This window comes from Roseomonas elaeocarpi (assembly GCF_042433915.1).
GTDB lineage: Bacteria > Pseudomonadota > Alphaproteobacteria > Acetobacterales > Acetobacteraceae > Roseomonas > Roseomonas elaeocarpi.
Genome location: NZ_JBHLUN010000017.1, coordinates 46,790 through 72,948, shown reverse-complemented (window position 1 = coordinate 72,948; position 26,159 = coordinate 46,790). Strand labels below are relative to the sequence as shown.

Genomic DNA, 26,159 nt, shown 5'->3' with positions numbered 1-26,159 from the left:
CTCCCGCGGGGCGGCCGGGCGGGGGGCGGGTTTCCCCGCCCCTGCCCGGCCCGGGACCGGTCAGCCCTTGACGGCCTTGGTCATGGTGGAGCCCAGCGCCGCCGGGCTGTCGGCCACGTGGATGCCCGCCGAACGCATCGCGTCCATCTTGGCCTCCGCCGTGTCCTTGCCGCCCGAGATCACGGCACCGGCATGGCCCATGCGACGGCCCGGAGGGGCGGTCACGCCGGCGATGAAGCCGACCACGGGCTTGTAGTTGGCGCTGCCGGGCTTGTTCTCGCGGCCCAGGAACTCGGCCGCCAGGATCTCGCTCTGGCCGCCGATCTCGCCGATCATCACGATCTGCTTGGTCTCGTCGTCCTTGAGGAAGAGCTCCAGCACGTCGATGAAGTCGGTGCCCTTGACCGGGTCGCCGCCGATGCCGACGCAGGTGCTCTGGCCCAGGCCGGCCGCCGTGGTCTGCGCCACCGCCTCGTAGGTCAGGGTGCCCGAGCGCGACACCACGCCCACCGAGCCGCGCTTGTGGATGTGGCCCGGCATGATGCCGATCTTGCAGGCTTCCGGCGTGATCACGCCCGGGCAGTTCGGCCCGATCAGGCGGGACTTGGAGCCCGACAGCGCGCGCTTGACCTTGACCATGTCCAGCACCGGGATGCCCTCGGTGATGCAGATGATCAGCGGCACCTCGGCGTCGATCGCCTCGAGGATCGAGTCGGCCGCGAACGGCGGCGGCACGTAGATGACCGAGGCATCGGCGCCGGTCCGCTCCACGCACTCGGCAACCGTGTTGAACACCGGCAGGTCGAGGTGCGTCTGCCCGCCCTTGCCCGGCGTCACGCCGCCCACGTAGTTGGTGCCGTAGGCGATGCCCTGCTGGGCGTGGAAGGTTCCCTGGGCTCCGGTGAAGCCCTGGGTCATGACCTTGGTGTGCTTGTCGACGAGAATAGCCATGGCGTCAGGCCGCCTTCTTCACGGCATCGACGACCTTCTGGGCGGCGTCGGCCAGGTTATCCGCGGGGATGATCGCCAGCCCCGATTCGGCCAGGAGCTTCTTGCCCTGTTCCACGTTGGTGCCCTCGAGGCGCACCACCAGCGGCACCTTGAGCGTCAGGTTCTTGGCCGCCTCGATCACGCCGCTGGCGATCATGTCGCACTTGGCGATGCCGCCGAAGATGTTGACCAGGATGCCCTTGACGTTGCTGTCCGAGGTGATGATCCGGAAGGCTTCCGTCACGCGCTCGGCAGTCGCGGTGCCGCCCACGTCGAGGAAGTTCGCGGGCGAGGAGCCGTAGAGCTTGATGATGTCCATGGTGGCCATCGCGAGACCCGCGCCGTTCACCATGCAGCCGATCTCGCCGTCCAGCGCGACGTAGTTCAGGTCGTTCTTGACCGCGTCGAGCTCCTTGGGGTCCATCTCCGTGTCGTCACGGAGCGCCTCGAGGTCCTTGTGGCGGAACAGCGCGTTGTCGTCGAAGCTGACCTTGGCATCCAGCGCCACGATCTCGCCCGCGCCGGTCACCACCAGCGGGTTGATCTCGACGATCGCCATGTCGAGCTTGGTGAAGGCCTCGTACATCGCGGTCACGAACTTGGTGAACACGCCGACCTGCTTGCCCTCGAGGCCCAGGCCGAAGGCGAGCTCACGCGCGTGCCAGCCGGAAATGCCCGACGCCGGGTCCACCGCGACCTTCAGGATCTTCTCGGGGTGGTTCTCGGCCACCTCCTCGATCTCCATGCCGCCCTCGGTGGAGGCCATGATGGTGATGCGCGAGGTTTCGCGGTCCACCAAGAGCGACAGGTACAGCTCGCGCTTGATGTCGCAGCCGGCCTCGACGTAGACCTGATTGACCACCTTGCCCTCAGGGCCGGTCTGCTTGGTCACCAGCGTGTGGCCGATCATGGCGGCCGCCGCTTCCTTGGCGGCCTCGGGCTTCACGACGCGCACGCCGCCCTTGCCGTTCGGATCGTCGGTGAAGCGGCCGGCGCCGCGGCCACCGGCGTGGATCTGCGACTTCACCACCACCACGGGGCCCGGCAGCTTCTTCGCCGCGGCCTCGGCCTCTTCCGGGGTCTTGGCGACGTAGCCGTCGAGCACCGCAACGCCGTAGCGCTTCAGCAGCTCCTTGCCCTGATACTCATGGATATTCATGCGTGTTCCACTTTCCTTGAAAGGGAAAGGGCCGGGTGTGTGCCACCCGGCCCTCTTAACTTCAAACGCCGAGCTTCTTGAAATCCTCGACGAGCTTCTTCACCGCGTCGCAGGACTTGTCGAAGGCCGCCTTCTCCTCGGGCAGGAACTCGACCTCGACGATCTTCTCGACGCCGCCGGCACCGATCACCACCGGCACGCCGACGTAGAACTCGTTCTGCCCGTACTCGCCGTTCAGCATCACGGCGCAGGGCAGGACGCGCTTCTTGTCCTTCAGGTAGCTCTCGGCCATCGCCACGGCGGAGGCGGCCGGGGCGTAGAAGGCCGAGCCCTTCTCCAGCAGCTTCACGATCTCGCCGCCGCCATTGGCGGTGCGGTGCACGATCGCGTCGATGCGCTCCTGCGTGGTCCAGCCCATCTTGATCAGGTCGGGCACGGGAATGCCGGCCACCGTGGAGTAGCGGGTCAGCGGCACCATGGTGTCGCCGTGGCCGCCCAGCACGAAGGCCGTCACGTCCTCGACCGAAACCTTGAACTCCTCGGCCAGGAACAGGCGGAAGCGGGCGCTGTCCAGCACGCCGGCCATGCCGACCACCTTGTTCGCCGGCAGGCCGGACTTCTGCTGCAGCGCCCAGACCATGACGTCCAGCGGGTTGGTGATGCAGATCACGAAGGCGTCCGGGGCGTACTGCTTGATGCCCTCGGCCACCTGGCCCATCACGCCGGCGTTCTTGGTGAGCAGGTCGTCGCGGCTCATGCCCGGCATGCGGGGGAAGCCGGCGGTGACGATGACGACGTCCGCGCCCGCGATGGCCGCGTAGTCGGAGCCGCCCGACATGGCGCTGTCGAAGCCGTCAACGGGGCTGGACTGCATGATGTCCAGCGCCTTGCCCGCCGCCACGCCACCGAAGACGTCGAACATGACGACGTCGCCAAGTTCCTTGAGGCCGATGAGGTGAGCGAGCGTGCCGCCGATATTTCCGGCGCCGATCAGGGCGATCTTGTTGCGGGCCATGGGAGTTCCTTGGGAAAAAGGATCGTGGGGGTACCAGAAGGCCGCCCGACCCCTTAGACCCGCAGCACCCGCCCGGCAAGGCGCCCATGCCGCCCCGAAGCGCCTCCTTTACGCAGATGCAGCATTGTATGGATCAGGTCATGCCTGCCCCGCTGTGCAGGAGGGGCTTAAACCCCGCGCCCCGGTCGCTCCAGCCTCCGTCCGCGCCCGGACCCTGCGCGGTGCCGGAGCCCTTCGCCATCGCCGATGGCCAGGGCGAAGCCCGTCCAGGATAAGACCCGCCCCGAGTAACGCCCGCCCCGGATAAGGAAAGAGCGCCGCCGGGTCCCCACCCCGCGACGCTCCCCTTGTATCGACCCCGCGCTCAGCCGGGTCTCATAGCCTTCCGGCCCGGCCGACTCGCCTCAGAGCGGCATGCAGCGGATCGTGTCGGTATGCCCGCGCGCCAGCGTCGCCAGCGTGCCTTCCGGGCAGGCCATCTGCTCGGCATCGACGTCCGGCAGGCCGGAATGCCAGGTCCGACGCGGCTGCGCCGCCTGAGCCGAGGGCACGAAGCCCGCCAGCCGCGCGCCGGTGCAGCGCCCCCGCGCGTCGCGGCGCAGGCAGGTGTTGGAGGCCACGGCGCGCATCTCGCTGCGGTTCATCTGCATCCGGCTGGCCACGGTGCGGGTGGCGTGGCCGCCCTTGCGGCCGGTCGCGGCCATCACCGTACGCGTGCGCGCCATCCCGCGCGCGGCGGTGGCCACGCGACGCGGTGCGGCGCCACGGCTGACCACCATCCTTTGCCGCGTCGCGGCGCCCGCGTGGCGGCCGGCCGTGGCCACCTGCGCGGCGGCAGGCCGGGCGGTGCGCGCCCGCGTCGCCACCACCGCCTTGGCGCCGGCCCGGCCGACGGAGACCGTGCGGCTGTTGGTCGTATGGGCTCCTTCGCCCCGGCGCGCGGCCTCGGCGTCCCCAACGCCGAAACCCACCGCCAGCAGAAGGCCCGCGAGTGCTAACAGAGTTCTCAGGCGCATGTTTTCCCCCTTCATGCGTCTTGGGTGATGTGCGGCAGCGCCAGGTAGTCCTGGCTCTGCATCTCCATGAGGCGGGACGCGGTGCGCTGGAACATGTGCGCGTTCTCGCCCCGCTCATAGAGGGTGTCGGGCGTCGCCGCGGCACTCGCCACCAGCTTGCAGCGGTGCTCGTACAGGGCGTCGATCAGGGTCACGAAGCGGCGGGCGCGGTCGAAGTTCTCCGGCCCCAGCCGCGGCACGCCATCGAGGATCAGCGTGTGGAAGCGCGCCGCGATGGCCAGGAAGTCGGCCGGCCCCAGGAAGGAGCCGCAAAGCTCGTCGAAGCCCGCGCGCCCGACCTCGCCCACCGCTTGCGGGATCACCACCTCGCGCCCCAGCACCAGCAGCTTCACCGGCTCGCCATGATCGCGCCCGGTCAGTTCCCGGAAGGCGGCGTCCAGCGCGCGCTCGGCGCGGGCGTCGTCGGGCTGGTGCCAGGTCGGCAGGCCCCGCACCCGGTCGCGGCGGTAATCCTGGCGGCTGTCCAGCACCAGCAGCTCGGTGCGCGCCTTGATCAGCGCGATGAAGGGCAGAAAGGCGTCGCGCCCGGGCCGGCCCTTGAACAGGTCGTCCGGCGCGGTGTTGGAGGTCGCCACCACCACCACGCCGCGCTCGAACAGCGCCGCGAAAAGGCGGCCCAGGATCATGGCGTCGGTGATGTCGTGGACCTGGAACTCGTCGAAGCACAGCAGCGACGCGGTTTCCACGATCGTGTCGGCCAGCGGCGGGATAGGGTCGTCGGCGCCCGGGTTCGCCTGCTTCCACTGGTGGATGCTGCGGTGGCAGTCCTGCATGAACTGGTGGAAGTGGATGCGGCGCTTGCGCTCCACCTCGGCCGTTTCGAAGAACAGGTCCATCAGCATGGACTTGCCCCGCCCCACCTCGCCCACGAGGTAAAGGCCGGTCGGCGCCTGCGTCGTGGCGGCCGCGGCGGGGCGGCGGCCGAACAGCCGGCCGATCAGCCCGCCTCCGGCGGCGGGTGCCGGGGCGCGGTGCGCCACGTAGCCGCGGGTGCGCTGCCACAGCTCCTGGAGGCGACGGGCCGCGTCCTCCTGGGCCGGGTCCTCGCGCAGGGTGCCCGCCGCGACGCGCGCGCGATAGGCCGCAAGCGGCCCGGCCGCGCTCGTGCCGCCTTGCCCCGCCACTGCCTGCCCCGAAAGAGAACCGTCCATCGCGAGGGGTTGGTAGCCCTCCGCGACCCCGCTCGCAACTGCGTGAATGGTTACGGGTGGCCGCCACGCCGCCCCGGCATGGCCGGAGCGGGGCGTCACCCCCGCGTCACCGCTCCACCTGACGGCCGGGGCCGCGTGCGGTTTCCGTCAGGTCAGGGCACGCTCGCCGCCGCCGGGCAGGGAACCGTCCGCTCCGGCACCGCCTCCCCCAAACCTCCGCCACGTCTGGCCGGGCGGCCCTTCCGGCGACCTCGTCCGCCCTCAGGCCTCGGTGTGGTCCCGTCCCTCACCGCTGCGCATCAGTGCCATCGTCTCGTCGCGGGTGGTCTGCAGCGTGACCTTGTCGTCATCCACCAGCGACACGTCGGCCAGCGCGATCTCGCACATCCTGCCGCCGGCGACCGCCAGCCGCAGCCGGCCGGCATCCAGCCCGCCCACCGTGCCGAGCGGCACGCCGTTGCAGTCCACCACGGGCATGTTGTCGCGGATCAGGGTGGTATCGGCCATGGCGACCTCGTCCTCGTTCAGCTGAGAACAGGAACGCCCAAGGCCCCGAACGGGATGCGGCCCGCCCCGTGAAGGGCGGGCCGCATCCGTCGAAACCGTCAGCCCCCGGTGCCGGGGGCGAACCGTCAGCCCTCGCGGTCCACCAGGTCCAGCTTGATCTGGCCGATCGCCGCGGCCGGGTTCAGCCCCTTCGGGCAGGTCCGGGCGCAGTTCATGATGGTGTGGCAGCGGTACAGGCGGAACGGGTCCTGCAGCTGGTCCAGACGCTCGCCGGTGTGCTCGTCGCGCGAGTCGGCGATCCAGCGATAGGCCTGCAGCAGCACGGCCGGGCCGAGGTAGCGATCGCCGTTCCACCAGTAGCTCGGGCAGGCGGTGGAGCAGCAGAAGCACAGGATGCACTCCCACAGCCCGTCGAGCTTGGCGCGCTCCTCCTTCGACTGGAGGCGCTCGCTATCGGGCGGTGGCGGGGTGTCGGCCTTCAGCCAGGGCTCGATCGAGCGCAGCTGCGCGTAGAGCTGCGACAGGTCGGGCACCAGATCCTTCACCACCGGCATGTGCGGCAGCGGGTTGATCTTCACGTCGCCCTTCACGTCCTCGATGGGCTTGAGGCAGGCGAGCGTGTTCAGCCCGTCGATGTTCATCGAGCAGGAGCCGCAGATACCCTCGCGGCAGGACCGCCGGAAGGTGAGCGTCTGGTCGACCTCGTTCTTGATCTTGATCAGCGCGTCCAGGACCATCGGCCCGCACTTGTCGAGATCGACCTCGTAGGTGTCGTAGCGCGGGTTCTCGCCCGTGTCCGGGTCCCAGCGGTAGATCTTGAAGGAACGGACGTCCTTCGCCCCCGCCTCGGCCGGATAGGTCTTGCCGACTGAGACCTTGCTGTTCTTCGGCAGCTGGAAAGTGGCCATCGGTCCTCGCTCCTCAGTACACGCGCGGCTTGGGCGGGAAGACCGAGACCTCGTTGGTCAGGGTGCGCATCTTCACGTCGCGGTAGCTCAGCTCGACCTTGCCCGTTTCGGTGCAGGTGGCCAGCGTGTGCTTCATCCAGTTCTGGTCGTCGCGCTCGGGGTAGTCCTCGTGCGCGTGGGCACCGCGGCTCTCGTGGCGGGCCTCGGCGCCCACCATGGTGCACATCGCGTTGCCCATCAGGTTGTGCAGCTCCAGCGCCTCGGCCAGGTCGCTGTTCCAGATCAGCGAGCGGTCGGTGACGCGCAGGTCGGGAAGGCCGGTCCAGACCTTCTCCATCTTCTCCACGCCTTCCTTCAGGCTCTCGGCGGTGCGGAACACCGCCGCGTGGTCCTGCATGGTGCGCTGCAGCTTGGCGCGCAGCTCGGCGGTGGTGGTGTCGCCCTTGGCGTAGCGGACATGGTCGAGGCGCGACAGCGCCGCGTCGCCCGCATCGGCCGCCAGCGGGGCCTGCGCCGCGCCCGGCTTGATCGTTTCGGCCGCCCGGTGCGCCGCGGCGCGCCCGAACACCACGAGGTCGAGCAGCGAGTTGGTGCCCAGGCGGTTGGCGCCGTGCACCGACACGCAGGCCGCCTCGCCCACCGCCATCAGGCCCGGCACCACCGCGTCCTGGTCGTCGGCCGTGGGGCGCAGGACCTCGCAATGGATGTTCGTGGGGATGCCGCCCATGTTGTAGTGCACGGTGGGGAGCATCGGGATCGGCTCCTTGGTCACGTCCACGCCGGCGAAGATCTTCGCCGTCTCGGAAATGCCCGGCAGGCGCTCGTGCAGCAGATCCGCGCCCAGGTGCTCCAGGTGCAGGTGGATGTGATCCTTCTGCGGGCCGACGCCGCGGCCCTCGCGGATCTCCATCGACATGGCGCGGCTGACCACGTCGCGGGACGCCAGGTCCTTGGCCGTCGGGGCGTAGCGCTCCATGAAGCGCTCACCCTCGGAGTTGGTGAGGTAGCCACCCTCGCCGCGCGCGCCCTCGGTCACGAGGCAGCCCGAGCCGTAGATGCCGGTCGGGTGGAACTGCACGAACTCCATGTCCTGCATCGGCAGGCCGGCGCGCAGCGCCATGCCGCCGCCGTCGCCGGTGCAGGTATGGGCCGAGGTGCAGGAGAAGTAGGCGCGGCCGTAGCCGCCGGTGGCCAGCACCACGGTCTGCGCCCGGAAGCGGTGGATCGTGCCGTCCTCGAGGTTCCAGGCCATCACGCCGCGGCAGGCGCCTTCCTCCATGATGAGGTCGAGCGCGAAGTACTCCACGAAGAACTCGCAGTTGTGCTTCAGCGACTGCTGGTACAGCGTGTGCAGGATGGCGTGGCCGGTGCGGTCGGCCGCGGCGCAGGCGCGCATGGCCGGCGTCTTGCCGTAGTTCTGCATGTGGCCGCCGAAGGGCCGCTGATAGATCTTGCCGTCCTCGGTGCGCGAGAAGGGCACGCCGTAGTGCTCGAGCTCGATGATCGCGGGCACGGCCTCGCGGCACATGTACTCGATGGCGTCCTGGTCACCCAGCCAGTCCGACCCCTTCACGGTGTCGTACATGTGCCAGCGCCAGTCGTCCTCGCCCATGTTGCCGAGCGAGGCGCCCACGCCGCCCTGCGCCGCCACCGTGTGCGAGCGGGTCGGGAAAACCTTGGTGATGCAGGCCACCTTGAGGCCCGCGGCGCCCATGCCGAAGGTGGAGCGCAGCCCGGCGCCGCCGGCCCCCACCACCACCACGTCATAGGTATGGTCCACCACCCGGTAGGCCGCGCCGCCGATACCCGGCTTGCTGATCGCGTTCATCTCAACCGCCTCGTCCGAAGCCGGTCCGCGCGGTCAGTGGGGATGCGGCGGGATCACCTGTCCCACCCGCCCCGGGGCCGCCCGGCACCTTGATGTCTGGAAGGAACCGCCCGCAGCGGCCCCGCCCAAGGGAAATGGTGTCTGTCCGGCGTTTCACCAGCACCGCGCGGCGGTGCGGCGGCGAAACGCCGGCATGCTCAAACCGCGATGCGCAGGACCGCCAGCGCGGCATAGAGCGCCAGCACGGTGCAGACCGCCTTCTGCAGCAGGTTGTAGGCCTTGCGCTTGCTCTCGGGCCGCACGTAGTCCTCGATCACCACCTGCAGGCCCGAGGCCGTGTGCTGGAAGCCGATGCCGATGAACAGCAGCAGCAGCACCGCGTGGAAGGGCTGCGCGATCCAGGAGATCACCCGCTCGTAGGGCGCGCCGGCCAGCGTCGCCACGCCGTAGGTGAACCACAGCGTCAGCGGCAGCAGCGCCAGCGAGGACACCCGCTGCATCCACCAGTGGTGCGTGCCACCCTTGGCCGAGCCCAGGCCGCGGACGCGGCCGAGCGGGCTCTGGAGGCGGGTGACGTATTGTTCTTGCGTCTTCATGCTCGGTCGCCCTTGCGCTTCAGCGGAGCCACGCCACGAGGGCGACGATCCAGGTGACGACGGTCAGCACCGCGGTGCCGATCAGCACCATGCGACCGCTGCGATAGGTCGCGGGAATGTCGTAGCCGCGGCCGTAATCCCACACGAGGTGGCGGATGCCGTTCAGCGTGTGGAACCAGGCCACCACGGTCAGCCCGGCCAGCACGATCACGCCCAGGAAGGAACCGCTGAACCACTGCACCCAGCCGAAGGCGCGCGGGCCCGAGGCCGCGGCGGCCAGCCACCACACCATGTAGATGAGGCCCACGGTCCAGGCGACGCCGGTGATGCGGTGCGAGATCGAGAGCGCACTCGTCATCTGCAGCATGTCGTAGGATTGCAGGTGCGGCGAAATCGGACGCCGGACGTGGCTGCCGTCGGAACGCTGGCCGTTGAACATCGCCTCGCGTGCGTCGTGCCCGGCTGCCATGATCTGTTCCCCGTGGTGGCGGGTCGGCAGTGCCTGGGCCCGGCTGTGGACCGGGCGGGCGACGGCCCGCGTGTTCTACGGCCTGCCTTTTAGGTTACAGTTTCCGGCAGCGTCAACGCACTGCACAAAATTCGCCGGGCGCCGACTGCGCCGCGACTCGCACGCTTTCTCGTGCTGACTTCCGCCGAAACAAGGAGAACAGCGTCACGCCCGCCGATTTCTTGCGAGTCTGTCGCAAATACTAGGGCGGACGCACCCCACGTCTGCGCTGCTCACAGGGCTCCCATGGCGTTTCGCAAGCCCGGACGGCGCCGCTGCGGCTGCGAAAAAGGGGGCGGGAATGGCCCGCCCCCGCCATCACACGGCCTTACCAGCCTCCGCCGTAGCCGCGCCCACGGCCGTAGCCATAGCCGTAGGACGGCCGCTGCGGCGTGGTCACCGCGCCGCCGATCGCGCCGATGGCGCCACCGATCAGCGCACCCTCGCCGGCATTGCCGCCGGTCAGCCCCGCCACTGCCGCGCCGCCGCCGGCACCCAGCAACCCGCCGCCCAGCGCCCGCTGCCCGGGGCTGTAAGGGTCGGTGCAGGCCGCAAGGCCCAGAAGCGCCAGGCCAACCGCACCCGCCCGAAGAACTCCACGCATCCTCATCTCCTCCAACCGTTTCCGATCTGGGCCGAGCTTCGGCACGAGTCTGGGCAGCTTTGCGGCAGGGCCTGGACGGAACGGAGGTAAATTACGGCGCCTTCATGGAAGGCGGGACGATGCCCGCCTCCCCGGAGCCCCAACCCTCCGCCCACGAACCGGGTCGGGTTCGCGGGCCGTCCTCAGGCCGCTTCGCGCATCAGCAGGCCCTGACGGACCATCTCCTCGGCGATCTGCACCGCGTTCAACGCCGCGCCCTTGCGCAGGTTGTCGGCCACGCACCAGAAGGCCAGCCCGTTCTCCACCGTCGGGTCCCGGCGGATGCGCGACACGTAGACCGCGTCCTCGCCGGCGCACTCGACCTGGGTGACGTAGCCGCCATCCTCATGCCGGTCGAGCACCACCACGCCCGGCGCCTCGCGCAGCGCCTCGGTGGCCTCTTCCACGGTGATCGGGCGCTCGAACTCGACATGCACCGCCTCGCCATGGCCCACGAAGACCGGCACGCGCACGGCGGTGGCGAAGACCTTAATGTCGGGATCGAGGATCTTGCGGGTCTCGACGGCCATCTTCCACTCTTCCTTGGTGGCGCCGTCGTCCATGAACTTGTCGATGTGCGGGATGCAGTTGAAGGCGATCGGCTTGGTGAACTGCTCCGGCGTCGCCGCGTCGTTCACGAAGATGCCGCGCGTCTGGCTGAACAGCTCATCCATCGCTTCCTTGCCCGCGCCCGACACCGACTGATAGGTCGACACCACCACCCGCGTCGCCTTGGCCAGGGCGTGCAGCGGCTTGAGCGCCACCACCATCTGAATGGTCGAGCAGTTCGGGTTGGCGATGATGCGACGCTTGCGGAACTGCTTCAGCGCCTGCGGGTTCACCTCGGGCACCACCAGCGGCACGTCATGGTCCATGCGGAACTGCGAGGTGTTGTCGATCACCACGCAACCGGCCTCGGCCGCGCGCGGCGCGTGAACGGCCGAGATCGCGGCGCCGGGCGAGAACAGCGCCAGGTCGGTGCCCTTGAAGTCGTAGCGGTCCAGGCTCTGCACGGTCAGGACCTTGTCCTCGCCGAAGGACACCTGGGAGCCCGCGGAACGGCCCGAGGCCAGCGCCACGACCTCATCCACCGGGAACTGGCGCTCGGACAGCGTCTTGAGCATCTCGCGCCCCACCGCACCGGTGGCGCCGACGACCGCGACCTTGAAGCCCATGAGCTGTTTCTTCCTGCGAAAACCGTTGCGAGGCGGGACTTAGGTCCCCGCCCCCCGCCGGCGCAACCCCGCCCCGCTCCGTCCCCTGCCATGCCTCCGACGCCGCCGAGCCGTCATACCGTGGCCAGGAGAGGCGCTGCCTCTCCCGGGCCCTCTCCGCTCAGGGTGGCAGGGCCACCCCGAGACCCCGCCGAGGGTTTGGCGCCGCTTGGTAACCGCAGGTGCTGCGGTTTGATCGGGTGGTACGGGTGGTAAGCGTGTTCGGGCGGAGCCGTGCGCATGTTCAGGTGACCAACCAGGCCGGTAAGGAGGGTGCCCAGTGCCGATCCGGCCACGCGCGTGTTCAGGCAGGGCATGGAGAAGAATCTATCAGGCCGCGCGGGCTGCCCTCGCAGTCGCCGGAGAGCCAGGCTCTCCGGCGCAAGCCGACCGAGGGATGGGCAAGCGCCTGATCGCGGAGGCGCCAACTCCCGGGAGGTCCAGGAACCTCAGGTTCCTGGCGGCTGGGGGTTCGGGGGAAGGCGGAGCCATCCCCTGACACAGCGCCACGCCCGAACACCCGGACGAAGGGAAACACACCGAAACCGTTGCGCACCCATCTCGACGCTGGCGTGATGGCTCATGCGGCCCCATCTTGTCACACAACATGTCCCTGACCCGACGCGCCGCGCTCGCCACCGCGGCCAGCCTCCCCCTCGTCCCGCCGGCGCTGCGCGCGCAGCCTTCGGCCGGGCTTCCCGCCACCGAGAAGCGCCTGTTCAACGCGGGCCTCTGGCGGCTGCCCAACGGCCTGCGCGTGGCGCATGTCGAGAGCTGGCGTGCCCCGGTCGTGGCGCACTACCTGTATTACGGCGTGGGCGCGGGCGACGACCCGGCCGGGCGTTCCGGCACGGCGCACTTCCTCGAGCACATGATGTTCAAGGGCAGTCCGTCCGTGGCCTCGGGCGAGTTCAACCAGCGCGTGGCGCGCGAGGGCGGGCAGGATAACGCCTATACCTCTCGTGATGTGACCGCCTACCACCAGACGGTGGAGGCTTCGCGCCTGAAGCTGATGGCGCACATGGAGGCCGACCGCCTGCGCGCCGTGGCGCTCCCTCCGGATGAGGTTGAGCCGGAGCGCAACGTCATCCTGGAGGAGCGCCGCCAGCGCACCGACGCCAACCCGCGCGCCCGCTTCCAGGAAGCCTACGGCGCCGCGATGTGGGGCCGGCAGCACTGGCACGGCCGCCCGATCATCGGCTGGGAGGAGGACATCCGCGCCATCTCCCGCGACGACCTGCTGAACTTCCACAGCCGCTGGTACGCGCCGGGCAACGCCGTGCTGGTGGTGGCGGGCGCCGTGCACGAGGACGAGCTGCGCCGCGTGGTCGAGGACGAGTACGGCGGCGTTCCCGCCCGCGAGGCCAACCACCGCGACCGCGCCGCACCCCCCGCGGCACCGCTGGAACACCGCCTCGTGCGCAACGACGCGCAGGTGCAGGAAGCGCAGATCATGCGCTCCTGGATCGCGCCGACGCTGACGGCCGGCGACACGGCCCAGGCCGAGCCGCTGGAGGTCTTCTCGCACCTCTTCGGCGGCGGCCCTGGCTCGCGCCTCCATAAGGCGCTGGTGGAAGGCGGCCTCGCCGTGTCGGCCGGCTGCTACTACGACAGCGACGACCTCGGCGCCGGCAACCTCGTGCTCTACGCCATTCCGCGCCGCGACGTGGCGCCGGCGAAGCTGGAAGCGGCGCTGGAGGCGGAGGTCGCCAAGCTGCTGGAAAACGGCGCCACCGAGCTGGAGGTCGCGCGCTCCATCCGCCAGGTCACCGCCGGCGCGCTGCTGGCGCTGGACGGCTTGGGCGCCGCACCCCGCATGTTCGGCCACGTCCTGTCGATCGGCCTCGGGCCGGAGGTGGTGGAGTTCTGGCCCGCCCGCATCCGCGCCGTCACGGCGGATCAGGTGAACGCCGCCGCCCGCGCCGTGCTGCGCAACCCGTCCATCACCGGCTGGCTGCTGCCCGAAGGAGTGAGCGCGTCGTGAGCGATACGTTGACGCAAGCTCCCGCCCCCGCGGGCTTCACCCTGCCGATCCGCGAGATCCGCTCGCCCGGCGGCATCTCCGCCTGGCTGGCCGAGGATCATTCGGTGCCCGTGGTGTCGCTGGCCTGGGGCTGGGACGGCGGCGCCTCGCTCGACCCCGAGGGGCAGGAGGGCGCCGCCGCGGTGGCCGCCGCGCTGCTGACCGAAGGCGCGGGCGACCTCAACGCAGCCGACTTCCAAGACGCGCTGCGCGACGCCGGCATCGGCCTGTCCTTCCATGGCGACCGCGACGGCTTCGAGGGCGGCTTCCGCGCGTTGCGCAGCCCGCCCGGCACCGCCGAGGGCGACGCCCTGCCCGAGGCCGTGCGCCTCGCCCGCCTCGCGCTGACGGCGCCGCGCTTCGACGCCGAGGCCGTGGAGCGCGTGCGCGCCCGCTCCATCGCCGGCGCGCGGCAGGCGCTGGAAGGCCCGCGCGGGCAGGCCAACCGCGCCTTCTGGGCCAACAGCTTCCCCGCCAGCCCCTATGCCCGCCCGCCCGGCGGCACCGCCGAGAGCCTGGCCGCCCTGCCGGCCGACGCGATCCGCGCCGCGGCCGCGCGCCACCTGCGCCGCGCCGGCCTGCAGGTCACCGCCTCGGGCGCCATCACCGAGGCGGAGTTCGGCCGCGCCCTCGACGACCTTTTCGGCGCCCTGCCCGACAGCGACGCCCCCGTGGCCCCGCCGCTGCCGCGCTTCGCCCTGCCGCCGCTGGCCACCGGCGGCGCCCAGGTGGTGACCGTGGATGCGCCGCAATGCGCGGTGATCTTCGGCCAGCCCGGCCTCGCGGTGAGCGACCCTGACTGGGAAGCGGCGCAGGTGGTGCTGCGCGTGCTGGCCGGCGGCGGCTTCTCGTCGCGCCTGATGACCGAGGTCCGCGTCAAGCGGGGCCTGAGCTACGGCATCGGCGCCGGGCTCGACACCGTGGCGCGGCAGGGGCTGATCCTGGGCTCGGTCGCCACCGAGAACGCGCGCGTCGCCGAAACCCTGACCGTGCTGCGGGCCGAATGGGCGCGGATGGCGGCGGAAGGGCCGAGCGAGGAAGAGGTGCGCGACGCGGTGGCCTTTCTCACCGGCAGCCTGCCGCTGCAGTTCACCGACAGCCGCCGCACCGCCTCGATCCTGCTCAGCCAGCGCCGCAACAACCGCGCGCCGGACTGGCTGGCCGGCCGCCCGGCGCGACTCGCGGCGCTGACGCAGGATAAGGTGACCGAGGTGTCGAAGCGCCTGCTGCAGCCCGAAGCCCTGGGCGCCGTGGTGGCGGGCAAGCCGCAGGGCCTCTGACCGGCCGGGCGCGCCGGCCGCAAACCCCGCCGGCCGCGTGCCCCCGACCCGACCGGCCGCCGCCCCCGGCGCCGCGTCGCCCCCCCCCTCCTCGCGCGGCGGCGTGCCGCGACGCCGCGCCACGGGAGGCCCCCCAAGGGAAACCCCCAGGGAAACCTTCAGGGGACCCCCCCCAGGGGAAACCCCAGGCGGAACTGTTGACGTCGCGCGCCCCGCGCCGCATCCCCGGTGCAACGCCGGGCGCGACCGTGCGCTCAGGTGGCAGGAGGGGGAGACGCGCTCCCCCATGACTGCAAGATGCCACGGGAGAGACGGTTCGCATGTCGCAGGATGCCTGGGGCCTCATCGCCACGCTCGCCCGCGCCCCTGAGGCCGCGGCGATCCGCCCGCTCTTCGCCGCAGACCCGCGTCGCGCCGAGCGATTCACCTTCCGTGCCGACGGGCTGCGGCTCGACCTCAGCAAGACGTCACTCAGCGACGAGGTGCTGGACGCGCTGCTGGCGCTGGCCGCCGCGCGCGACCTCGGCGGCCGGCGCGCCGCCATGGCCTCGGGCGCGCACATCAACAGCACCGAGGACCGCGCCGTGCTGCACATGGCGCTGCGCGGCGCGCCCGGCCGCTACCGCGACGGCGCCGAGGATGCCTCGGGCGCGGTGCACGACACGCTGGCCGCGATGCGGCGCTTCACGGAACGCGTGCATGCGGAAGCGCGCTTCACCGACGTGGTGAACATCGGCATCGGCGGCTCCGACCTCGGCCCGCAGATGGTGGCCCGCGCGCTGCACCGGCACGACAGCCCGATGCGCGCCCACTGGCTCAGCAACGCCGACGGCCATGCCTGGGAAGCGATGCGCCACACCCTCGACCCCGCGCGCACGCTGGTGCTGGTGGCTTCCAAGACCTTCACCACCGCCGAAACCATGAGCAACGCCCACCTCGTGCGCCACTGGCTGCGCGACGCGCTGGGCGAGGCCGGGGACCGGCAGCTCGTGGCGCTGTCCACCAACGAGAAGGCAACGGCAGCCTTCGGCGTGCCGGCGGACCAGGTCTTCGGCTTCAAGGACTGGGTGGGCGGCCGCTTCAGCCTGTGGTCCGCGGTGGGGCTGTCGGTGGCGCTGAGCTGCGGCTGGCCGGTGTTCGAGCAGCTGCTGGCCGGCGCCCGCGCCATGGACGAGCATTTCCTCGCCGCCCCCGACCGCGAGAACCTGCCGCTGCTGATGGCGCTGGCCGAGGTCTGGCACGTCGACGGCCTCGGCCTGCGCTCGCGCGCCGTGCTGCCCTATGACGAGCGCCTGTCCCGCTTCCCGGCGCACCTGCAGCAGCTCGAGATGGAGTCGCTGGGCAAGCGCGTGACGGTCGAGGGCCTGCCCGCCGAGCACGGCACCGGCCCGGTGGTGTTCGGGGAGCCCGGCACCAATGCCCAGCACTCCTTCATGCAGCTGCTGCACCAGGGCACCACGCCGGTGCCGGTGGACTTCGTGCTGGTGGCCCGCCCCGACCACGGCTTCCCCGACAGCCACCGCCTGCTGCTGGCCAACGGCCTGGCCCAGGCCGAGGCGCTGCTGCGCGGCCGCGACGCCGCCGAGGTGCGCGCCGAGATGCAGGCCGCCGGCAAGTCGGAGGCGGCGATCGAGCACCTCCTGCCCCATCGCCTCTTCCCCGGCGACCGGCCGAGCACCACGATCCTGATCCCCGAGCTTTCGCCCTTCACGCTGGGGCAGCTGGTCGCCCTGTACGAGCACAAGGTCTTCTGCCTCGGCGCCATCTGGGACGTGAACGCCTTCGACCAGTGGGGCGTGGAGCTGGGCAAGCAGCTGGCCACCGCGATCCTGCCGGAACTCTCGGGCGGCGCGGCGCAGGAACACGACCCCTCCACGACGGCGCTGATCGCCGAGCTTCGGAGCCTCTGGCCGCAGCCCTGAACGGCACGACCTGGGTGGGGTGGCCTGGGTGGGGTGGCCTGGATGGGCCAGCCTGAACGGGGTGGCTTGGGCGGAGCGACCCGGGCGGGGCGGCCTGAACGGCACGCCTTGGGCATGGCGGCCTGAGCAGAGCGGCCCGGGGCGGGTCGGCGCGGGCGGCGACCTGGGCCGGGGAACCTGCCTCCGCCGGGCCAGCCCCGTCGCGCGGCGGCCCGCTACGCGACGCGCAGCGCGGGGTAGGTGAAGAACTCGTGCATCACGTGCCAGATGCGGTGCCGGTTGATGCCGAGCACGGCGATGTGCGCCACGCCCTGCATCATGGCGAACTGCCGGTCCTTGTTCGGCAGCTTCGAGAAGAACTCGAACAGCTCCGCATCCGTGGCGTTGCCGTCGGTCGCCGCCCGCGTCATCAGCACCGGGCAGGTGATCCGCGCCGGGTCCACCAGCGGCATGTTCACCGCCATGTCGAGGTAGGTCCCGCTGGGCGCCCGGTCGCCCAGCGCCAGCTCGTAATCCGCCAGCGCCTGGGCCATGGCGGGCTCGAAGGTCGAGGGATCGTCGCGGCTGAAGATGCCGGTGAAGCTGTCGCGGTTCATCGGCCGGTAGGGCTGCGCGCGGTAGGTCGCCGCCTGCTCGCGCCGGCGCATGATCTCCGGCGCGCCCTCGCCGGTATAGGTGAAGGCGTCGAGCACCAGCCGGTCGAAGCGGTCCGGCGCTTCCATGGCGTAGACGCCCGCCCGCAGCGCGCCGGAGGACTGGGCATAAACCATCAGCGCCCGCGTCCCGGTCACCTGCTCCACCACCGGGAACACCGCGGCGAGGTCCGCCGCGCCGGAGCGGACATCGGAGTTGCTGCCGGTGCGCGAGGAGCGGCCGTAGTTCTCGTGGTCCACGGTCCAGACGTCGAAGCCCAGCGCCGCGAACTCGTCCATGAAGGAATAGCCGGGGTGGCCCGGCACCTGCAGGTCGAAGCCGCCCCGCCCCGAAAAGGACGAGCCGTGCACCAGGAACAGCACCGGCCGGCGCTCCTCGCCTTCCAGGCGCTTGCGATACAGGTAGAGCCGGACCTCGCCCTTCTGGGCCCAGCGCTCCTCGGCCAGGATGCGCGGGGGTTCGGCGGCCATGGCGCGCGGGATGGCCGTGGTGGCGGCCGCCGCCAGGGCCGCGCCCTGGATCAGGCCGCGACGCGCGAGCAGGCTCTGCTGTGTCATCGGGTGGTGCTCTGGACGTTTCGTTGCGGCAATGCTGAACCGCCGGCAGCGCCCTGCCAAGCGGTTTCGGCACCCCCCCACCCGCAGGGGCGAAGCCCCCGACAGGAGTTGCCGTGCGACGCCCCCGCGGGCGCCCGTCGTCCCGATCTTGCAGCCCGGGCGAAGGGCTCTAGGCTCCAGGCCCGCCTGACGGCCGCCGTTTCCCCGCGGCCGCTGCTTCCGGGAGTTCCTCGCCCATGTCCTTCGACCTCATCCTGCGCGGCGGCCGCGTCATCGACCCGTCGCAGCGAATCGACGGCATCATGGATGTCGGCTTCCGGGACGGGCAGGTCGCGCGCGTCGCCCCAGCGCTGGCGGCCGAGGCGCATACCGATGTCCGCGACGTCGCCGGCCACGTGGTCACGCCGGGGCTGATCGACCTGCACACCCACGTCTACGACGGCGGCACCTCGCTGGGCATCGATGCGGAGCACTTCGCGCGCATCAGCGGCGTCACCACCGCGGTCGACACCGGCTCCGCCGGGCCCGGCAATTTCCGCGGCTTCCGCCGGCACGTGATCGAGCGCTCGGCGGTGCGCATCCTGGCCTACCTCCACGTCTCGCACGCCGGCATCTACGGCTTCGACAAGCGCGTCATGGTGGGCGAGAGCGAGGAGATGCGGCTGATGAACCCCGTCGACGCGGTGCGGGTCGCCGACGAGAACCGCGACGTGGTGGTGGGCATCAAGGTGCGCGTCGGCCGCCACGCCTCGGGCACCTCCGGCATCGCGCCGCTCGACATCGCGCTGCAGGTGGCCGACGAGGTAGGCCTGCCGCTGATGGCCCATATCGACCACCCGCCCCCGTCCTACGAGGAGGTGATCGACCGCCTGCGCCCCGGCGACATCCTGACCCATTGCTTCCGCCCCTTCCCCAACGCCCCCGTCACGGCGCAGGGGCGGGTGAAGCAGGCGGTGCTGGCGGCCCGGGCGCGCGGCGTCCTGTTCGACATCGGCCACGGCCAGGGCTCGTTCTCCTTCAAGACGGCGCGCGCCATGCTGGCCAACGGCTTTCCGCCCGACACCATCTCCTCCGACGTCCATGCGCTGTGCATCAACGGCCCGGCCTTCGACCAGGTCACCACGCTGTCGAAGTTCCTGTGCCTGGGCATGCCGCTGGATGAGGTGATCGCCCGCTCCACCGTGGAAGCCGCCCGCGCGCTGAACCGGCCCGAGCTCGGCACGCTGAAGCCCGGCAGCCCGGGCGACGCCACGATCCTGCGCATCCGTGACGGGCAGTTCAGCTACACCGACGTGGTGGGCGAGGTGCTGCAGGGCACCCAGCGCATCGAGTCCGCGGGCGTGGTGATCGCCGGCCAGTGGTGGCACCCGCAGGACGGGCGGGCCTTCAAGGCGGCCGCCTGAACGGCCGCGGCGGCGCATGCATCCCGGGGGGATGGAAACCCTGCGCCGCCGCCGCAAGGCGTGCCGGCGCGCAAGCGGGCCGGCCAACAAGGCGGCCTGTTCCCTGCCCGCAGAATCCGCCCCGGACGCTTGTTGGACCCGGACGCTTGTTGGAAACCGCGCCGGCGCGATAGGGTGGCCGCGCACCGGTCTCGCGCGAGCGAGTGAAAAGGGAACACCGTGCGGCCCCGCCCCGGGGCCAAGTCGGTGGCTGCCCCCGTAACTGTGGGCGGGTCGCCGCTGCTCCGTCTGCCTCCGGGCAGGTCACTGGCACGGGTTCGTGCCGGGAAGACAGGAGCATCGGCCATGACCCGCGAGCCAGGAGACCTGCCGGGGCATGGCCAACCTTCCGGGCCGGCGCGGGGTGCGCCGGCGGAGACCCATCATGACGCCCACCCAGACCCTTTCCGCCCCGGCCAGTGCCGGCACCGCGACCTCCGCCGCCGCGCGCGGCGCCGCCAGCCTCATCATGCTGTGCTTCGGTGCCTTCCTGCTCTGGGGCGTCGGCTTCGCCCACAACGATCGGCTGCACAACGCGGCGCACGACACGCGCCATTCCAACGGCTTCCCCTGCCACTGAGACGCGCGATGTTCGCCCATCTCCGGCACATCCTCCTCGTCGCGGTGCTGGCCGGCCTCATGGCCGGCCTCGTCGCGACGGCCGGGCACCAGCTGAGCACGGTTCCCACCATCCTGGCCGCCGAGGTTTACGAGCAGGCCGCCGAACCCGCCGCCGCGGCACCGCCGCATGACCACGCCGCCGCCGGAACCGAGGCCGGCCACGACCACGCGGCCGCCTGGGAGCCGCGGGACGGGCTGGAGCGGACGCTCTACACCCTGCTGGCGGACGTGCTCACCGGCGTCGCCTACGCGCTGATGCTGGGTGCCGCGATCAGCCTCCGCGGCCAGCCGGTCGACGGACGGCAGGGCCTGCTCTGGGGCTTGGCGGGCTTCGCCGTGTTCACCCTGGCGCCCTCGATCGGCCTGCCGCCGGAACCCCCCGGGATGCCGGTGGCGGACCTCACGGCGCGGCAGCTCTGGTGGGTGGCGACCGCCGCCCTCACCACGCTGGGCCTAGGCCTGGTTCTTCTCGGCCGCAGGCCGCTGCCGGCCCTGCTCGGCGTGGTCCTGCTGGTGCTGCCGCACCTCTACGGCGCGCCGCTGGCGCCTGAGGAAACCTCCGCCGTGCCGGAAGCCCTGATCCACCGCTTCGTCACCGAGGTGATGGTGGTGAGCCTGTTGTTCTGGGCCACGCTGGGCCTCGCGCTCGGCGCGCTGCACGCCCGCTTCCGGCCGCGCGCGGCGCTGGCCTGACAGCTGTTCCGGGCGCCCGAGAAGCGCCCCGATCCCGCCCGCCGCCAACAATCCGCCGCTTGCCGCGTTGCTGCCCAGGAAGGGCCCCCAGGAAGGCCCCCCGGAATGGCCTCTTGGAACGGCCTCTTGGAACGGCGGTGAGCGATGCGGCAGAACTGGCCCGAGCGCCTGTGGATCGTGCGGCACGGGGAAAGTGCCGGCAACGTCGCGCGCGACGCGGCGCAGGCGGCCGGCCTGGCCCGGATCGACCTCGCGCAGCGCGACGCCGACGTGCCGCTCAGCGCCCGGGGCGAGCAGCAGGCCGAGGCGCTGGGCCACTGGTTCGCGGCGCAACCACCCGAGGCAAGGCCGGAGGTGCTGCTGACCTCGCCCTACCGCCGCGCGCGGCAGACCGCGGCACAGCTGCGCCGCGCCGGCGCCCTGCTGGGGGAGGCCCCCGACCTCGCCCCGGACGAGCGGCTGCGGGAAAAGGAGTTCGGCATCCTCGACCGGCTGACCTTCGCCGGCATCCGGGAACTCGAGCCCGAGCAGGCCGAGTTCCGCCGCCTGCTCGGCAAGTTCTACCACCGGCCGCCTGGGGGCGAGAGCTGGTGCGACGTGATCCTGCGCCTGCGCAGCGCCCTCGACACGATCAGCCTCCATCACGGGGGGCAGCGCGTCTTGATCGTGTGCCACCAGGTGATCGTGCTCTGCTTCCGCTACCTCCTGGAACAGCTGGATGAGGAACAGCTGCTCGCCATCGACCGGGCCGAGCAGGTCGCGAACTGCTCCGTCACCGAGTACCGCTTCGACCCGGCGCTGGGGCGGATGCGGCTGGAGCGCTTCAACTTCACCGCCCCGCTGCGCGAGGAACAGGCCCCCGTGACCACCGCCCCCGACGCCAACGTGGCCGCCCGATGAGCGACCCCCGATGAGCGACCCCCAATGAGCGAACTGGTCGAACTCACGCCCGCCCTGCTGCGCTCCATGCCGCTGCCCAGCCCGGAAAGCGGCGACAAGGAAAGCCGCGGCCGCGTCATGGTGGTGGGCGGCAGCCGCGAGGTTCCGGGCGCCGTGCTGCTCGCCGGCACCGCCGCGCTGCGCGCCGGCGCGGGCAAGCTGCAGCTGGCGGTGGGGGCCGCGGTCGCGCCCCAGCTGGCGGTGGCCGTGCCGGAATCGCGCGCCATCGCCCTGCCCGAAACCGCCGGCGGCGCCATCGACCCCGCGGCGGCCGAAACCCTGGCGGCGCGCGCCGACACCTGCGCCGCGCTGGTGATCGGCCCCGGCATGGTGGAGGCCGGGGCCGCCGCGGCGCTGACCGGCACCCTGCTGGAACGGGTGAGCAGCCCGGGCCTGGTGATCGACGCCGCCGCCATGTCGGGCCTGCGCGAACAGCGCCGCGCACTGCAACGGCACGGCGGCCGGGCCATCATCACGCCGCATGCGGGCGAGATGGCCAACCTCCTGGGCACGGAAAAGGCCGCCGTGGAGGGGGACCCGCTCGGCACCGCCCGGCGCGCGGCCGAGGAACTCGGCGTGGTGGTGATCATGAAGGGCGCCACCACCCGCATCGTCACGCCCGACGGAGAAGGCTGGATCTTTCGCGGCGGCTCGATCGGGCTGGCGACCTCGGGCTCGGGCGACGTGCTGGCCGGGGTGATCGGCGGGCTGCTGGCGCGCGGCGCGGCGCCGGCCCAGGCGGCGCTCTGGGGCGTTTACCTCCACGGCGAGGCCGGCCATCGCCTGGGCGAAGCGCAGGGCGGCCCGCTGGGCTTCCTGGCACGCGAGCTCCCGCCGCTGATCCCCCGGCTGATGGCGGGGCTCTCGCCCGGCACGCAGTAGGGCGTGTCACGAACCTGACCGGCGATCGTGACCGCGGCGGAGGTCCTGGGCTATGGCTGCCAGTTCCGCCCATGTTGCGAGGGTCCCAGCACCGTCATGCCGCACGAGCAGATCACCATCGCCACCGCGGACGGCGAATGCCCCGCGCACCTGTTCACGCCCGGCGCCGGCCGCCGCGGCCCGGCGATCATCTTCTACATGGATGCAGGCGGTATCCGGCCCGCCGCGCTGGCCATGGCCGAGCGGCTGTCGGAGGCCGGCTACGTCGTGCTGCTGCCAGACCTCTTCTACCGCTACGGCCCCTACGGTCCCTTCGATCCCAAGGCAGTGCTGGCGGGCGACGTGCGCGCCATTCTCGGCCCGCTGATGGCGACGACGGGCAATGCGAAGGCCGCCGAGGACACGCGGGCGTTCCTCGCCTGTCTCGACGCGCGCGGCGACGCGCAGGGCAAGAAGCTCGGCGCGGTCGGCTTTTGCATGGGCGGCGGCATGGCGATCGCGGCGGCGGGCACCTGGCCGGATCGCTTCGCCGCCGTCGCCAGCTTCCACGGCGGCAACCTCGCGACCGACGCGAGCGACAGTCCGCATGGCTACGCGCCCAGGCTGAAGGCCGAACTCTACGTCGCCGCCGCCGAGAACGACGGCAGCTATCCGCCCGCGATGGCCGAACGGTTCGAGCAGGCGCTGGACGCGGCGCATGTGCGCTACCGCGCCGAAACCTATCCCGCGGCGCATGGCTGGATGAAGCCGGATTTCCCTGTTTACGACGAGGCGGCCGCCGAACATGGCTGGAAGGAGATGCTCGCCTTTTTCGGCCGCACTCTCGGGTAGCGGCAGAAAGGCCGACCTTTGTCGCCCCGGAAGGTCACCCCGAAAAGCCGCCAAACACCACCCGGCACCTTTTCCGCAGTCCCGATCAGGGTTGGCCGCTTCCCCTTCCCTGCCCCCTTCCGGAGAAAGGCGGCAGCGCCGCGGCCAGGACCCGCCCATGGATCGAGGACGGACCCTCGATCCCATCCACGACCGCTGGCCAGGCCCGTCAAAACTCCCGAACAGCCGCCACCCCGTGACGCCGCCCCCGCCACCGCCTATCTCTCGTTGCATGCCGATCCGTCTCCTTCCCGCCGTCACGGCCGACCGCATCGCGGCCGGCGAGGTGGTGGAGCGCCCGGCGGCCGCGGTGAAGGAACTGGTGGAGAACGCCCTCGACGCCGGGGCGCGGCGCATCAGCGTCACCGTCGAGGGCGGCGGCATCGACCGCCTCCTGGTGGAAGATGACGGCGCCGGCATGGGCCCCGACGACCTCGCGCTCTGCGTCGAGCGCCACGCCACCTCCAAACTGCCCGACGAGGACACGCTGACCCGGATCGCCACGCTGGGCTTCCGGGGCGAGGCGCTGCCCTCGATCGGCGCTGTGGCGCGGCTGGCCATCACCTCCCGCACCGCCGACGGCACCGCCCATCGCCTCACCGTCGAGGGCGGCCGCAAGGGCGAGGTCGAACCCGCCAGCGGCGCGCCCGGCACCCGCGTCGAGGTGCGCGACCTGTTCTTCGCCACCCCCGCCCGCCGCAAGTTCCTGCGCCAGCCGCGCACCGAGGCCGAGGCGGCGGCCGAGGCCGTGCGCCGCCTGGCGGTGGCCTGGCCCGACACCGGCTTCCGGGTGGAGGTCGAGGGCCGCACCGTGCTCGACCTTCCGCCCGACACGCGCGAGGGCCGCGTCGCCGCCATCCTGGGCCGGGACTTCGCCGCCGGGGCCATCCCGGTCTCGGGCGCCTGGGACGACCTGCGCCTCAGCGGCCTGGCCGGCCCCGCCACCCTGTCGCGCGCCACCGCCAACGAGCAGCACCTCGTGGTCAACCGCCGCCCGGTGCGCGACCCGGTGCTCAAGGCCGCGCTGCGCGCCGCCTATCGCGACGTGATGGTGTCCGGCCGCCACCCCGTGGCCGCCCTGTTCCTCGAGGTCGAGCCCACCACCGTGGACGTCAACGTCCACCCGATGAAGGCCGAGCTGCGCTTCCGCGAACCCTCCGCCGTGCGCGGCGCGGTGATCGTGGCGCTGCGCCGCGCGCTGGGCATCGGCGCCGCGGCAACGGGCGAGGCGGGCGAGACCGGGCTGCGCGGCGGCCTGCGCGACATGGTGCGCGGCTGGGGCGGCGGCACCACACCCGCCCCGCCCCCCGCCCCGACGCAGGGCTTCGCCGAGGCCGGGCCGCGCAGCCCGACGCTGCCGGAACAGGGGAACCTGCGCTTCGCCCCCACCCCCTTCCGCTTCGCCCCGCCGCCCGCGCCGGGCCGCGACGCCACCGGTCGAAGCGGAAGCGGGCACGGTGGAAGCGGCTGGGACACGGAGCCCGGCCGGCACGCCGCGCCCGGCACGGGTGCCGGAGCCTGGGACGGCGATGCGCCGGAGCGCGGCGGCTGGACCGGCGCGGGACGGGAAGCGGCGGCCCCGCCCGGGGCGGACGCTGCCGGAACCCCCGCGAACGGGGCAAGGCCGGACGGCACCACCCCGGCCGCGGCAGGCCGGGACGCCGGTCCCGACGGAACCGGCGCGGACGCGGCGGGCGCCGATACGGCAGCCTGGCTCCCGGCCGACGGTGCCCCGCTGGCGGAGGACGGCCCGCTCGGCCGCCCCGTGGCGCAGCTGCTGGACACCTACCTCGTGGCCGAGGCGCCCGACGGCGCGCTGGTGCTGGTGGACCAGCACGCGGCGCATGAGCGGCTGACGCAGGAACGGCTCCACGCGCAGCTGGTCGCCGGCGGCGTGCGGGCGCAGCCGCTGCTCTTGCCGGCCGTGGTGGACATGACCCCCGCCCGCGCCGCCCGCCTGCTCGACCATGCGGAGGACCTTGCGCGGCTGGGGCTGGAGATCGAGGGCTTCGGCGCCGGCGCGGTGATGGTACGCGCGCTGCCAGCCCTGCTCGGCGCGCCGGAACCGGCGCCGCTGCTCAATGACCTGGCTGATGGGTTGGCGGAATGGCGCGGCACGGAAGCGCTGGAAGCACGCCTCGACGCCGCGGTCGCGCGCCTGGCCTGCCACGGCAGCGTCCGCGCGGGCCGGCGCCTCAACGGCGCCGAGATGACGGCGCTGCTGCGCGCCATGGAAGCGACGCCGCGCGCCGCCACCTGCTCGCACGGCCGCCCCACCTTCCTGCGCTTCGGCAAGGCGGAGCTGGAGCGCCTGTTCGGCCGCCGCTGAACCGGCGGCGTTGGAGGCCGCCGCGACGGCGGCGCGCGGATGCTTGCCGCCGGCATGCTTCGCGGGATGCTTCCGCCGGCCTGCCGTTGCGGGCGTGGTTTCCCGCGATGGCGACGCGCCGGATGGTTCCATCGGCGCGCCTGCCCGCGCTACTTGCTGCCGGGATGGTTCCACCGCCGACATGTCGCGCCGTTCACGCCCCTGAACTCCGCGCGAGAAGGCCCGTTCGGCCACACGTTATCTCGTTGTGTTGAACGGTGGTGCCGGGCGCGGTTATTCCCAGCACCGGCGGTTTCTCGCAGCTTGGCGGCAGATGGCTCCCTTGCTTTGGTGATCAGGTCTGCGATGCGCC

At 72.0% G+C, this 26,159-nt stretch carries 23 protein-coding genes and 1 riboswitch; of the genes, 10 read left to right on the top strand and 13 right to left on the bottom strand.

Translation table 11 applies throughout. The features are described 5' to 3' along the window. Positions 1–60 precede the first annotated feature (60 nt). The 12 genes from sucD to ACFFGY_RS20810 all read right to left on the bottom strand — a co-directional run bounded on the left by sucD (position 61) and on the right by ACFFGY_RS20810 (position 11,556). On the bottom strand, positions 61–951 hold the full coding sequence (gene sucD, locus ACFFGY_RS20865; protein WP_377046466.1) for a succinate--CoA ligase subunit alpha: 891 nt from the start codon (positions 949–951) through the stop codon (positions 61–63). A gap of 4 nt (positions 952–955) precedes the next feature. Then, positions 956–2,149: an ADP-forming succinate--CoA ligase subunit beta gene (sucC, locus tag ACFFGY_RS20860; RefSeq protein WP_377046465.1), complete on the bottom strand. Its 1,194-nt coding sequence runs from the start codon at positions 2,147–2,149 to the stop codon at positions 956–958. 61 nt (positions 2,150–2,210) lie between these two features. Continuing rightward, a complete protein-coding gene (gene mdh, locus ACFFGY_RS20855) occupies positions 2,211–3,164 on the bottom strand; it encodes a malate dehydrogenase (protein WP_377046464.1) in 954 nt (317 codons plus the stop codon). 404 nt (positions 3,165–3,568) lie between these two features. Continuing rightward, positions 3,569–4,180: a hypothetical protein gene (locus ACFFGY_RS20850; protein ID WP_377046463.1), complete on the bottom strand. Its 612-nt coding sequence runs from the start codon at positions 4,178–4,180 to the stop codon at positions 3,569–3,571. 11 nt (positions 4,181–4,191) lie between these two features. Continuing rightward, positions 4,192–5,391, bottom strand: coding sequence for a cell division protein ZapE (gene zapE / locus ACFFGY_RS20845; protein ID WP_377046462.1), 1,200 nt, complete (start codon positions 5,389–5,391; stop codon positions 4,192–4,194). 261 nt (positions 5,392–5,652) lie between these two features. Beyond that, positions 5,653–5,898, bottom strand: coding sequence for a DUF2171 domain-containing protein (locus ACFFGY_RS20840; RefSeq protein ID WP_377046461.1), 246 nt, complete (start codon positions 5,896–5,898; stop codon positions 5,653–5,655). A gap of 125 nt (positions 5,899–6,023) precedes the next feature. Continuing rightward, positions 6,024–6,806: a succinate dehydrogenase iron-sulfur subunit gene (locus ACFFGY_RS20835; RefSeq protein WP_377046460.1), complete on the bottom strand. Its 783-nt coding sequence runs from the start codon at positions 6,804–6,806 to the stop codon at positions 6,024–6,026. 13 nt (positions 6,807–6,819) lie between these two features. Continuing rightward, positions 6,820–8,634, bottom strand: a complete 1,815-nt coding sequence (gene sdhA / locus ACFFGY_RS20830) for a succinate dehydrogenase flavoprotein subunit (RefSeq protein WP_377046459.1) — start codon at positions 8,632–8,634, stop codon at positions 6,820–6,822. 197 nt (positions 8,635–8,831) lie between these two features. Then, entirely contained in the window at positions 8,832–9,230 is a 399-nt protein-coding gene (gene sdhD / locus ACFFGY_RS20825; protein ID WP_377046458.1) for a succinate dehydrogenase, hydrophobic membrane anchor protein, read from the bottom strand. 19 nt (positions 9,231–9,249) lie between these two features. Then, positions 9,250–9,699: a succinate dehydrogenase, cytochrome b556 subunit gene (gene sdhC, locus ACFFGY_RS20820; RefSeq protein ID WP_377046457.1), complete on the bottom strand. Its 450-nt coding sequence runs from the start codon at positions 9,697–9,699 to the stop codon at positions 9,250–9,252. Between the two features lie 367 nt (positions 9,700–10,066). Continuing rightward, positions 10,067–10,342: a hypothetical protein gene (locus ACFFGY_RS20815; protein ID WP_377046456.1), complete on the bottom strand. Its 276-nt coding sequence runs from the start codon at positions 10,340–10,342 to the stop codon at positions 10,067–10,069. A gap of 182 nt (positions 10,343–10,524) precedes the next feature. Continuing rightward, the gene (locus ACFFGY_RS20810; protein ID WP_377046455.1) at positions 10,525–11,556 is read right to left on the bottom strand and encodes an aspartate-semialdehyde dehydrogenase; all 1,032 of its coding nucleotides are present in this window, start codon (positions 11,554–11,556) and stop codon (positions 10,525–10,527) included. A gap of 646 nt (positions 11,557–12,202) precedes the next feature. On the opposite strand from ACFFGY_RS20810, the gene ACFFGY_RS20805 reads away from it, so the two are divergent. The 3 genes from ACFFGY_RS20805 to pgi all read left to right on the top strand — a co-directional run bounded on the left by ACFFGY_RS20805 (position 12,203) and on the right by pgi (position 16,820). Beyond that, positions 12,203–13,579 carry a M16 family metallopeptidase gene (locus ACFFGY_RS20805; protein WP_377046454.1) on the top strand — a complete coding sequence of 459 codons (1,377 nt, stop codon included), beginning with the start codon at positions 12,203–12,205 and terminating at the stop codon, positions 13,577–13,579. After that, positions 13,576–14,898 carry a M16 family metallopeptidase gene (locus ACFFGY_RS20800; RefSeq protein ID WP_377046453.1) on the top strand — a complete coding sequence of 441 codons (1,323 nt, stop codon included), beginning with the start codon at positions 13,576–13,578 and terminating at the stop codon, positions 14,896–14,898. The genes ACFFGY_RS20805 and ACFFGY_RS20800 overlap by 4 nt, the downstream gene beginning before the upstream one ends. 320 nt (positions 14,899–15,218) lie before the next feature. Continuing rightward, positions 15,219–16,820, top strand: a complete 1,602-nt coding sequence (gene pgi, locus ACFFGY_RS20795; protein WP_377046452.1) for a glucose-6-phosphate isomerase — start codon at positions 15,219–15,221, stop codon at positions 16,818–16,820. A 215-nt stretch (positions 16,821–17,035) separates the two neighbouring features. Here pgi and ACFFGY_RS20790 read toward each other — a convergent pair whose 3' ends face one another. Beyond that, a complete protein-coding gene (locus ACFFGY_RS20790; RefSeq protein ID WP_377046451.1) occupies positions 17,036–18,031 on the bottom strand; it encodes an alpha/beta hydrolase in 996 nt (331 codons plus the stop codon). 236 nt (positions 18,032–18,267) lie between these two features. Here ACFFGY_RS20790 and ACFFGY_RS20785 point away from each other — a divergent pair, with 236 nt between their 5' ends. The 7 genes from ACFFGY_RS20785 to mutL all read left to right on the top strand — a co-directional run bounded on the left by ACFFGY_RS20785 (position 18,268) and on the right by mutL (position 25,807). Beyond that, a complete protein-coding gene (locus ACFFGY_RS20785; RefSeq protein WP_377046450.1) occupies positions 18,268–19,434 on the top strand; it encodes an amidohydrolase/deacetylase family metallohydrolase in 1,167 nt (388 codons plus the stop codon). A gap of 169 nt (positions 19,435–19,603) precedes the next feature. Next, positions 19,604–19,822: riboswitch (cobalamin riboswitch) on the top strand. Between the two features lie 36 nt (positions 19,823–19,858). Beyond that, a complete protein-coding gene (locus ACFFGY_RS20780) occupies positions 19,859–20,053 on the top strand; it encodes a CbtB domain-containing protein (protein WP_377046449.1) in 195 nt (64 codons plus the stop codon). An 8-nt stretch (positions 20,054–20,061) separates the two neighbouring features. Continuing rightward, the gene (locus ACFFGY_RS20775; RefSeq protein ID WP_377046448.1) at positions 20,062–20,787 is read left to right on the top strand and encodes a CbtA family protein; all 726 of its coding nucleotides are present in this window, start codon (positions 20,062–20,064) and stop codon (positions 20,785–20,787) included. Positions 20,788–20,931: 144 nt separating this feature from the next. Further along, positions 20,932–21,687, top strand: a complete 756-nt coding sequence (locus tag ACFFGY_RS20770; protein ID WP_377046447.1) for a histidine phosphatase family protein — start codon at positions 20,932–20,934, stop codon at positions 21,685–21,687. A gap of 24 nt (positions 21,688–21,711) precedes the next feature. Next, a complete protein-coding gene (locus ACFFGY_RS20765; RefSeq protein ID WP_377046446.1) occupies positions 21,712–22,608 on the top strand; it encodes an NAD(P)H-hydrate dehydratase in 897 nt (298 codons plus the stop codon). 27 nt (positions 22,609–22,635) lie between these two features. Beyond that, the gene (locus ACFFGY_RS20760; RefSeq protein WP_377046445.1) at positions 22,636–23,439 is read left to right on the top strand and encodes a dienelactone hydrolase family protein; all 804 of its coding nucleotides are present in this window, start codon (positions 22,636–22,638) and stop codon (positions 23,437–23,439) included. 271 nt (positions 23,440–23,710) lie between these two features. Beyond that, complete coding sequence (gene mutL, locus ACFFGY_RS20755; RefSeq protein WP_377046444.1) at positions 23,711–25,807, top strand: DNA mismatch repair endonuclease MutL; 2,097 nt, start codon at positions 23,711–23,713, stop codon at positions 25,805–25,807. Positions 25,808–26,159 lie beyond the last annotated feature (352 nt).

Bases quoted from the DNA above. Each gene is read 5' to 3' on its own strand.
- sucD (WP_377046466.1), bottom strand. From the start codon at position 951: ATGGCTATTCTCGTCGACAAGCACACCAAGGTCATGACCCAGGGCTTC.
- sucC (WP_377046465.1), bottom strand. From the start codon at position 2,149: ATGAATATCCATGAGTATCAGGGCAAGGAGCTGCTGAAGCGCTACGGC.
- mdh (WP_377046464.1), bottom strand. From the start codon at position 3,164: ATGGCCCGCAACAAGATCGCCCTGATCGGCGCCGGAAATATCGGCGGC.
- ACFFGY_RS20850 (WP_377046463.1), bottom strand. From the start codon at position 4,180: ATGCGCCTGAGAACTCTGTTAGCACTCGCGGGCCTTCTGCTGGCGGTG.
- zapE (WP_377046462.1), bottom strand. From the start codon at position 5,391: ATGGACGGTTCTCTTTCGGGGCAGGCAGTGGCGGGGCAAGGCGGCACG.
- ACFFGY_RS20840 (WP_377046461.1), bottom strand. From the start codon at position 5,898: ATGGCCGATACCACCCTGATCCGCGACAACATGCCCGTGGTGGACTGC.
- ACFFGY_RS20835 (WP_377046460.1), bottom strand. From the start codon at position 6,806: ATGGCCACTTTCCAGCTGCCGAAGAACAGCAAGGTCTCAGTCGGCAAG.
- sdhA (WP_377046459.1), bottom strand. From the start codon at position 8,634: ATGAACGCGATCAGCAAGCCGGGTATCGGCGGCGCGGCCTACCGGGTG.
- sdhD (WP_377046458.1), bottom strand. From the start codon at position 9,230: ATGAAGACGCAAGAACAATACGTCACCCGCCTCCAGAGCCCGCTCGGC.
- sdhC (WP_377046457.1), bottom strand. From the start codon at position 9,699: ATGGCAGCCGGGCACGACGCACGCGAGGCGATGTTCAACGGCCAGCGT.
- ACFFGY_RS20815 (WP_377046456.1), bottom strand. From the start codon at position 10,342: ATGCGTGGAGTTCTTCGGGCGGGTGCGGTTGGCCTGGCGCTTCTGGGC.
- ACFFGY_RS20810 (WP_377046455.1), bottom strand. From the start codon at position 11,556: ATGGGCTTCAAGGTCGCGGTCGTCGGCGCCACCGGTGCGGTGGGGCGC.
- ACFFGY_RS20805 (WP_377046454.1), top strand. From the start codon at position 12,203: ATGTCCCTGACCCGACGCGCCGCGCTCGCCACCGCGGCCAGCCTCCCC.
- pgi (WP_377046452.1), top strand. From the start codon at position 15,219: ATGTCGCAGGATGCCTGGGGCCTCATCGCCACGCTCGCCCGCGCCCCT.
- ACFFGY_RS20790 (WP_377046451.1), bottom strand. From the start codon at position 18,031: ATGACACAGCAGAGCCTGCTCGCGCGTCGCGGCCTGATCCAGGGCGCG.
- ACFFGY_RS20785 (WP_377046450.1), top strand. From the start codon at position 18,268: ATGTCCTTCGACCTCATCCTGCGCGGCGGCCGCGTCATCGACCCGTCG.
- ACFFGY_RS20780 (WP_377046449.1), top strand. From the start codon at position 19,859: ATGACGCCCACCCAGACCCTTTCCGCCCCGGCCAGTGCCGGCACCGCG.
- ACFFGY_RS20775 (WP_377046448.1), top strand. From the start codon at position 20,062: ATGTTCGCCCATCTCCGGCACATCCTCCTCGTCGCGGTGCTGGCCGGC.
- ACFFGY_RS20770 (WP_377046447.1), top strand. From the start codon at position 20,932: ATGCGGCAGAACTGGCCCGAGCGCCTGTGGATCGTGCGGCACGGGGAA.
- ACFFGY_RS20765 (WP_377046446.1), top strand. From the start codon at position 21,712: ATGAGCGAACTGGTCGAACTCACGCCCGCCCTGCTGCGCTCCATGCCG.
- mutL (WP_377046444.1), top strand. From the start codon at position 23,711: ATGCCGATCCGTCTCCTTCCCGCCGTCACGGCCGACCGCATCGCGGCC.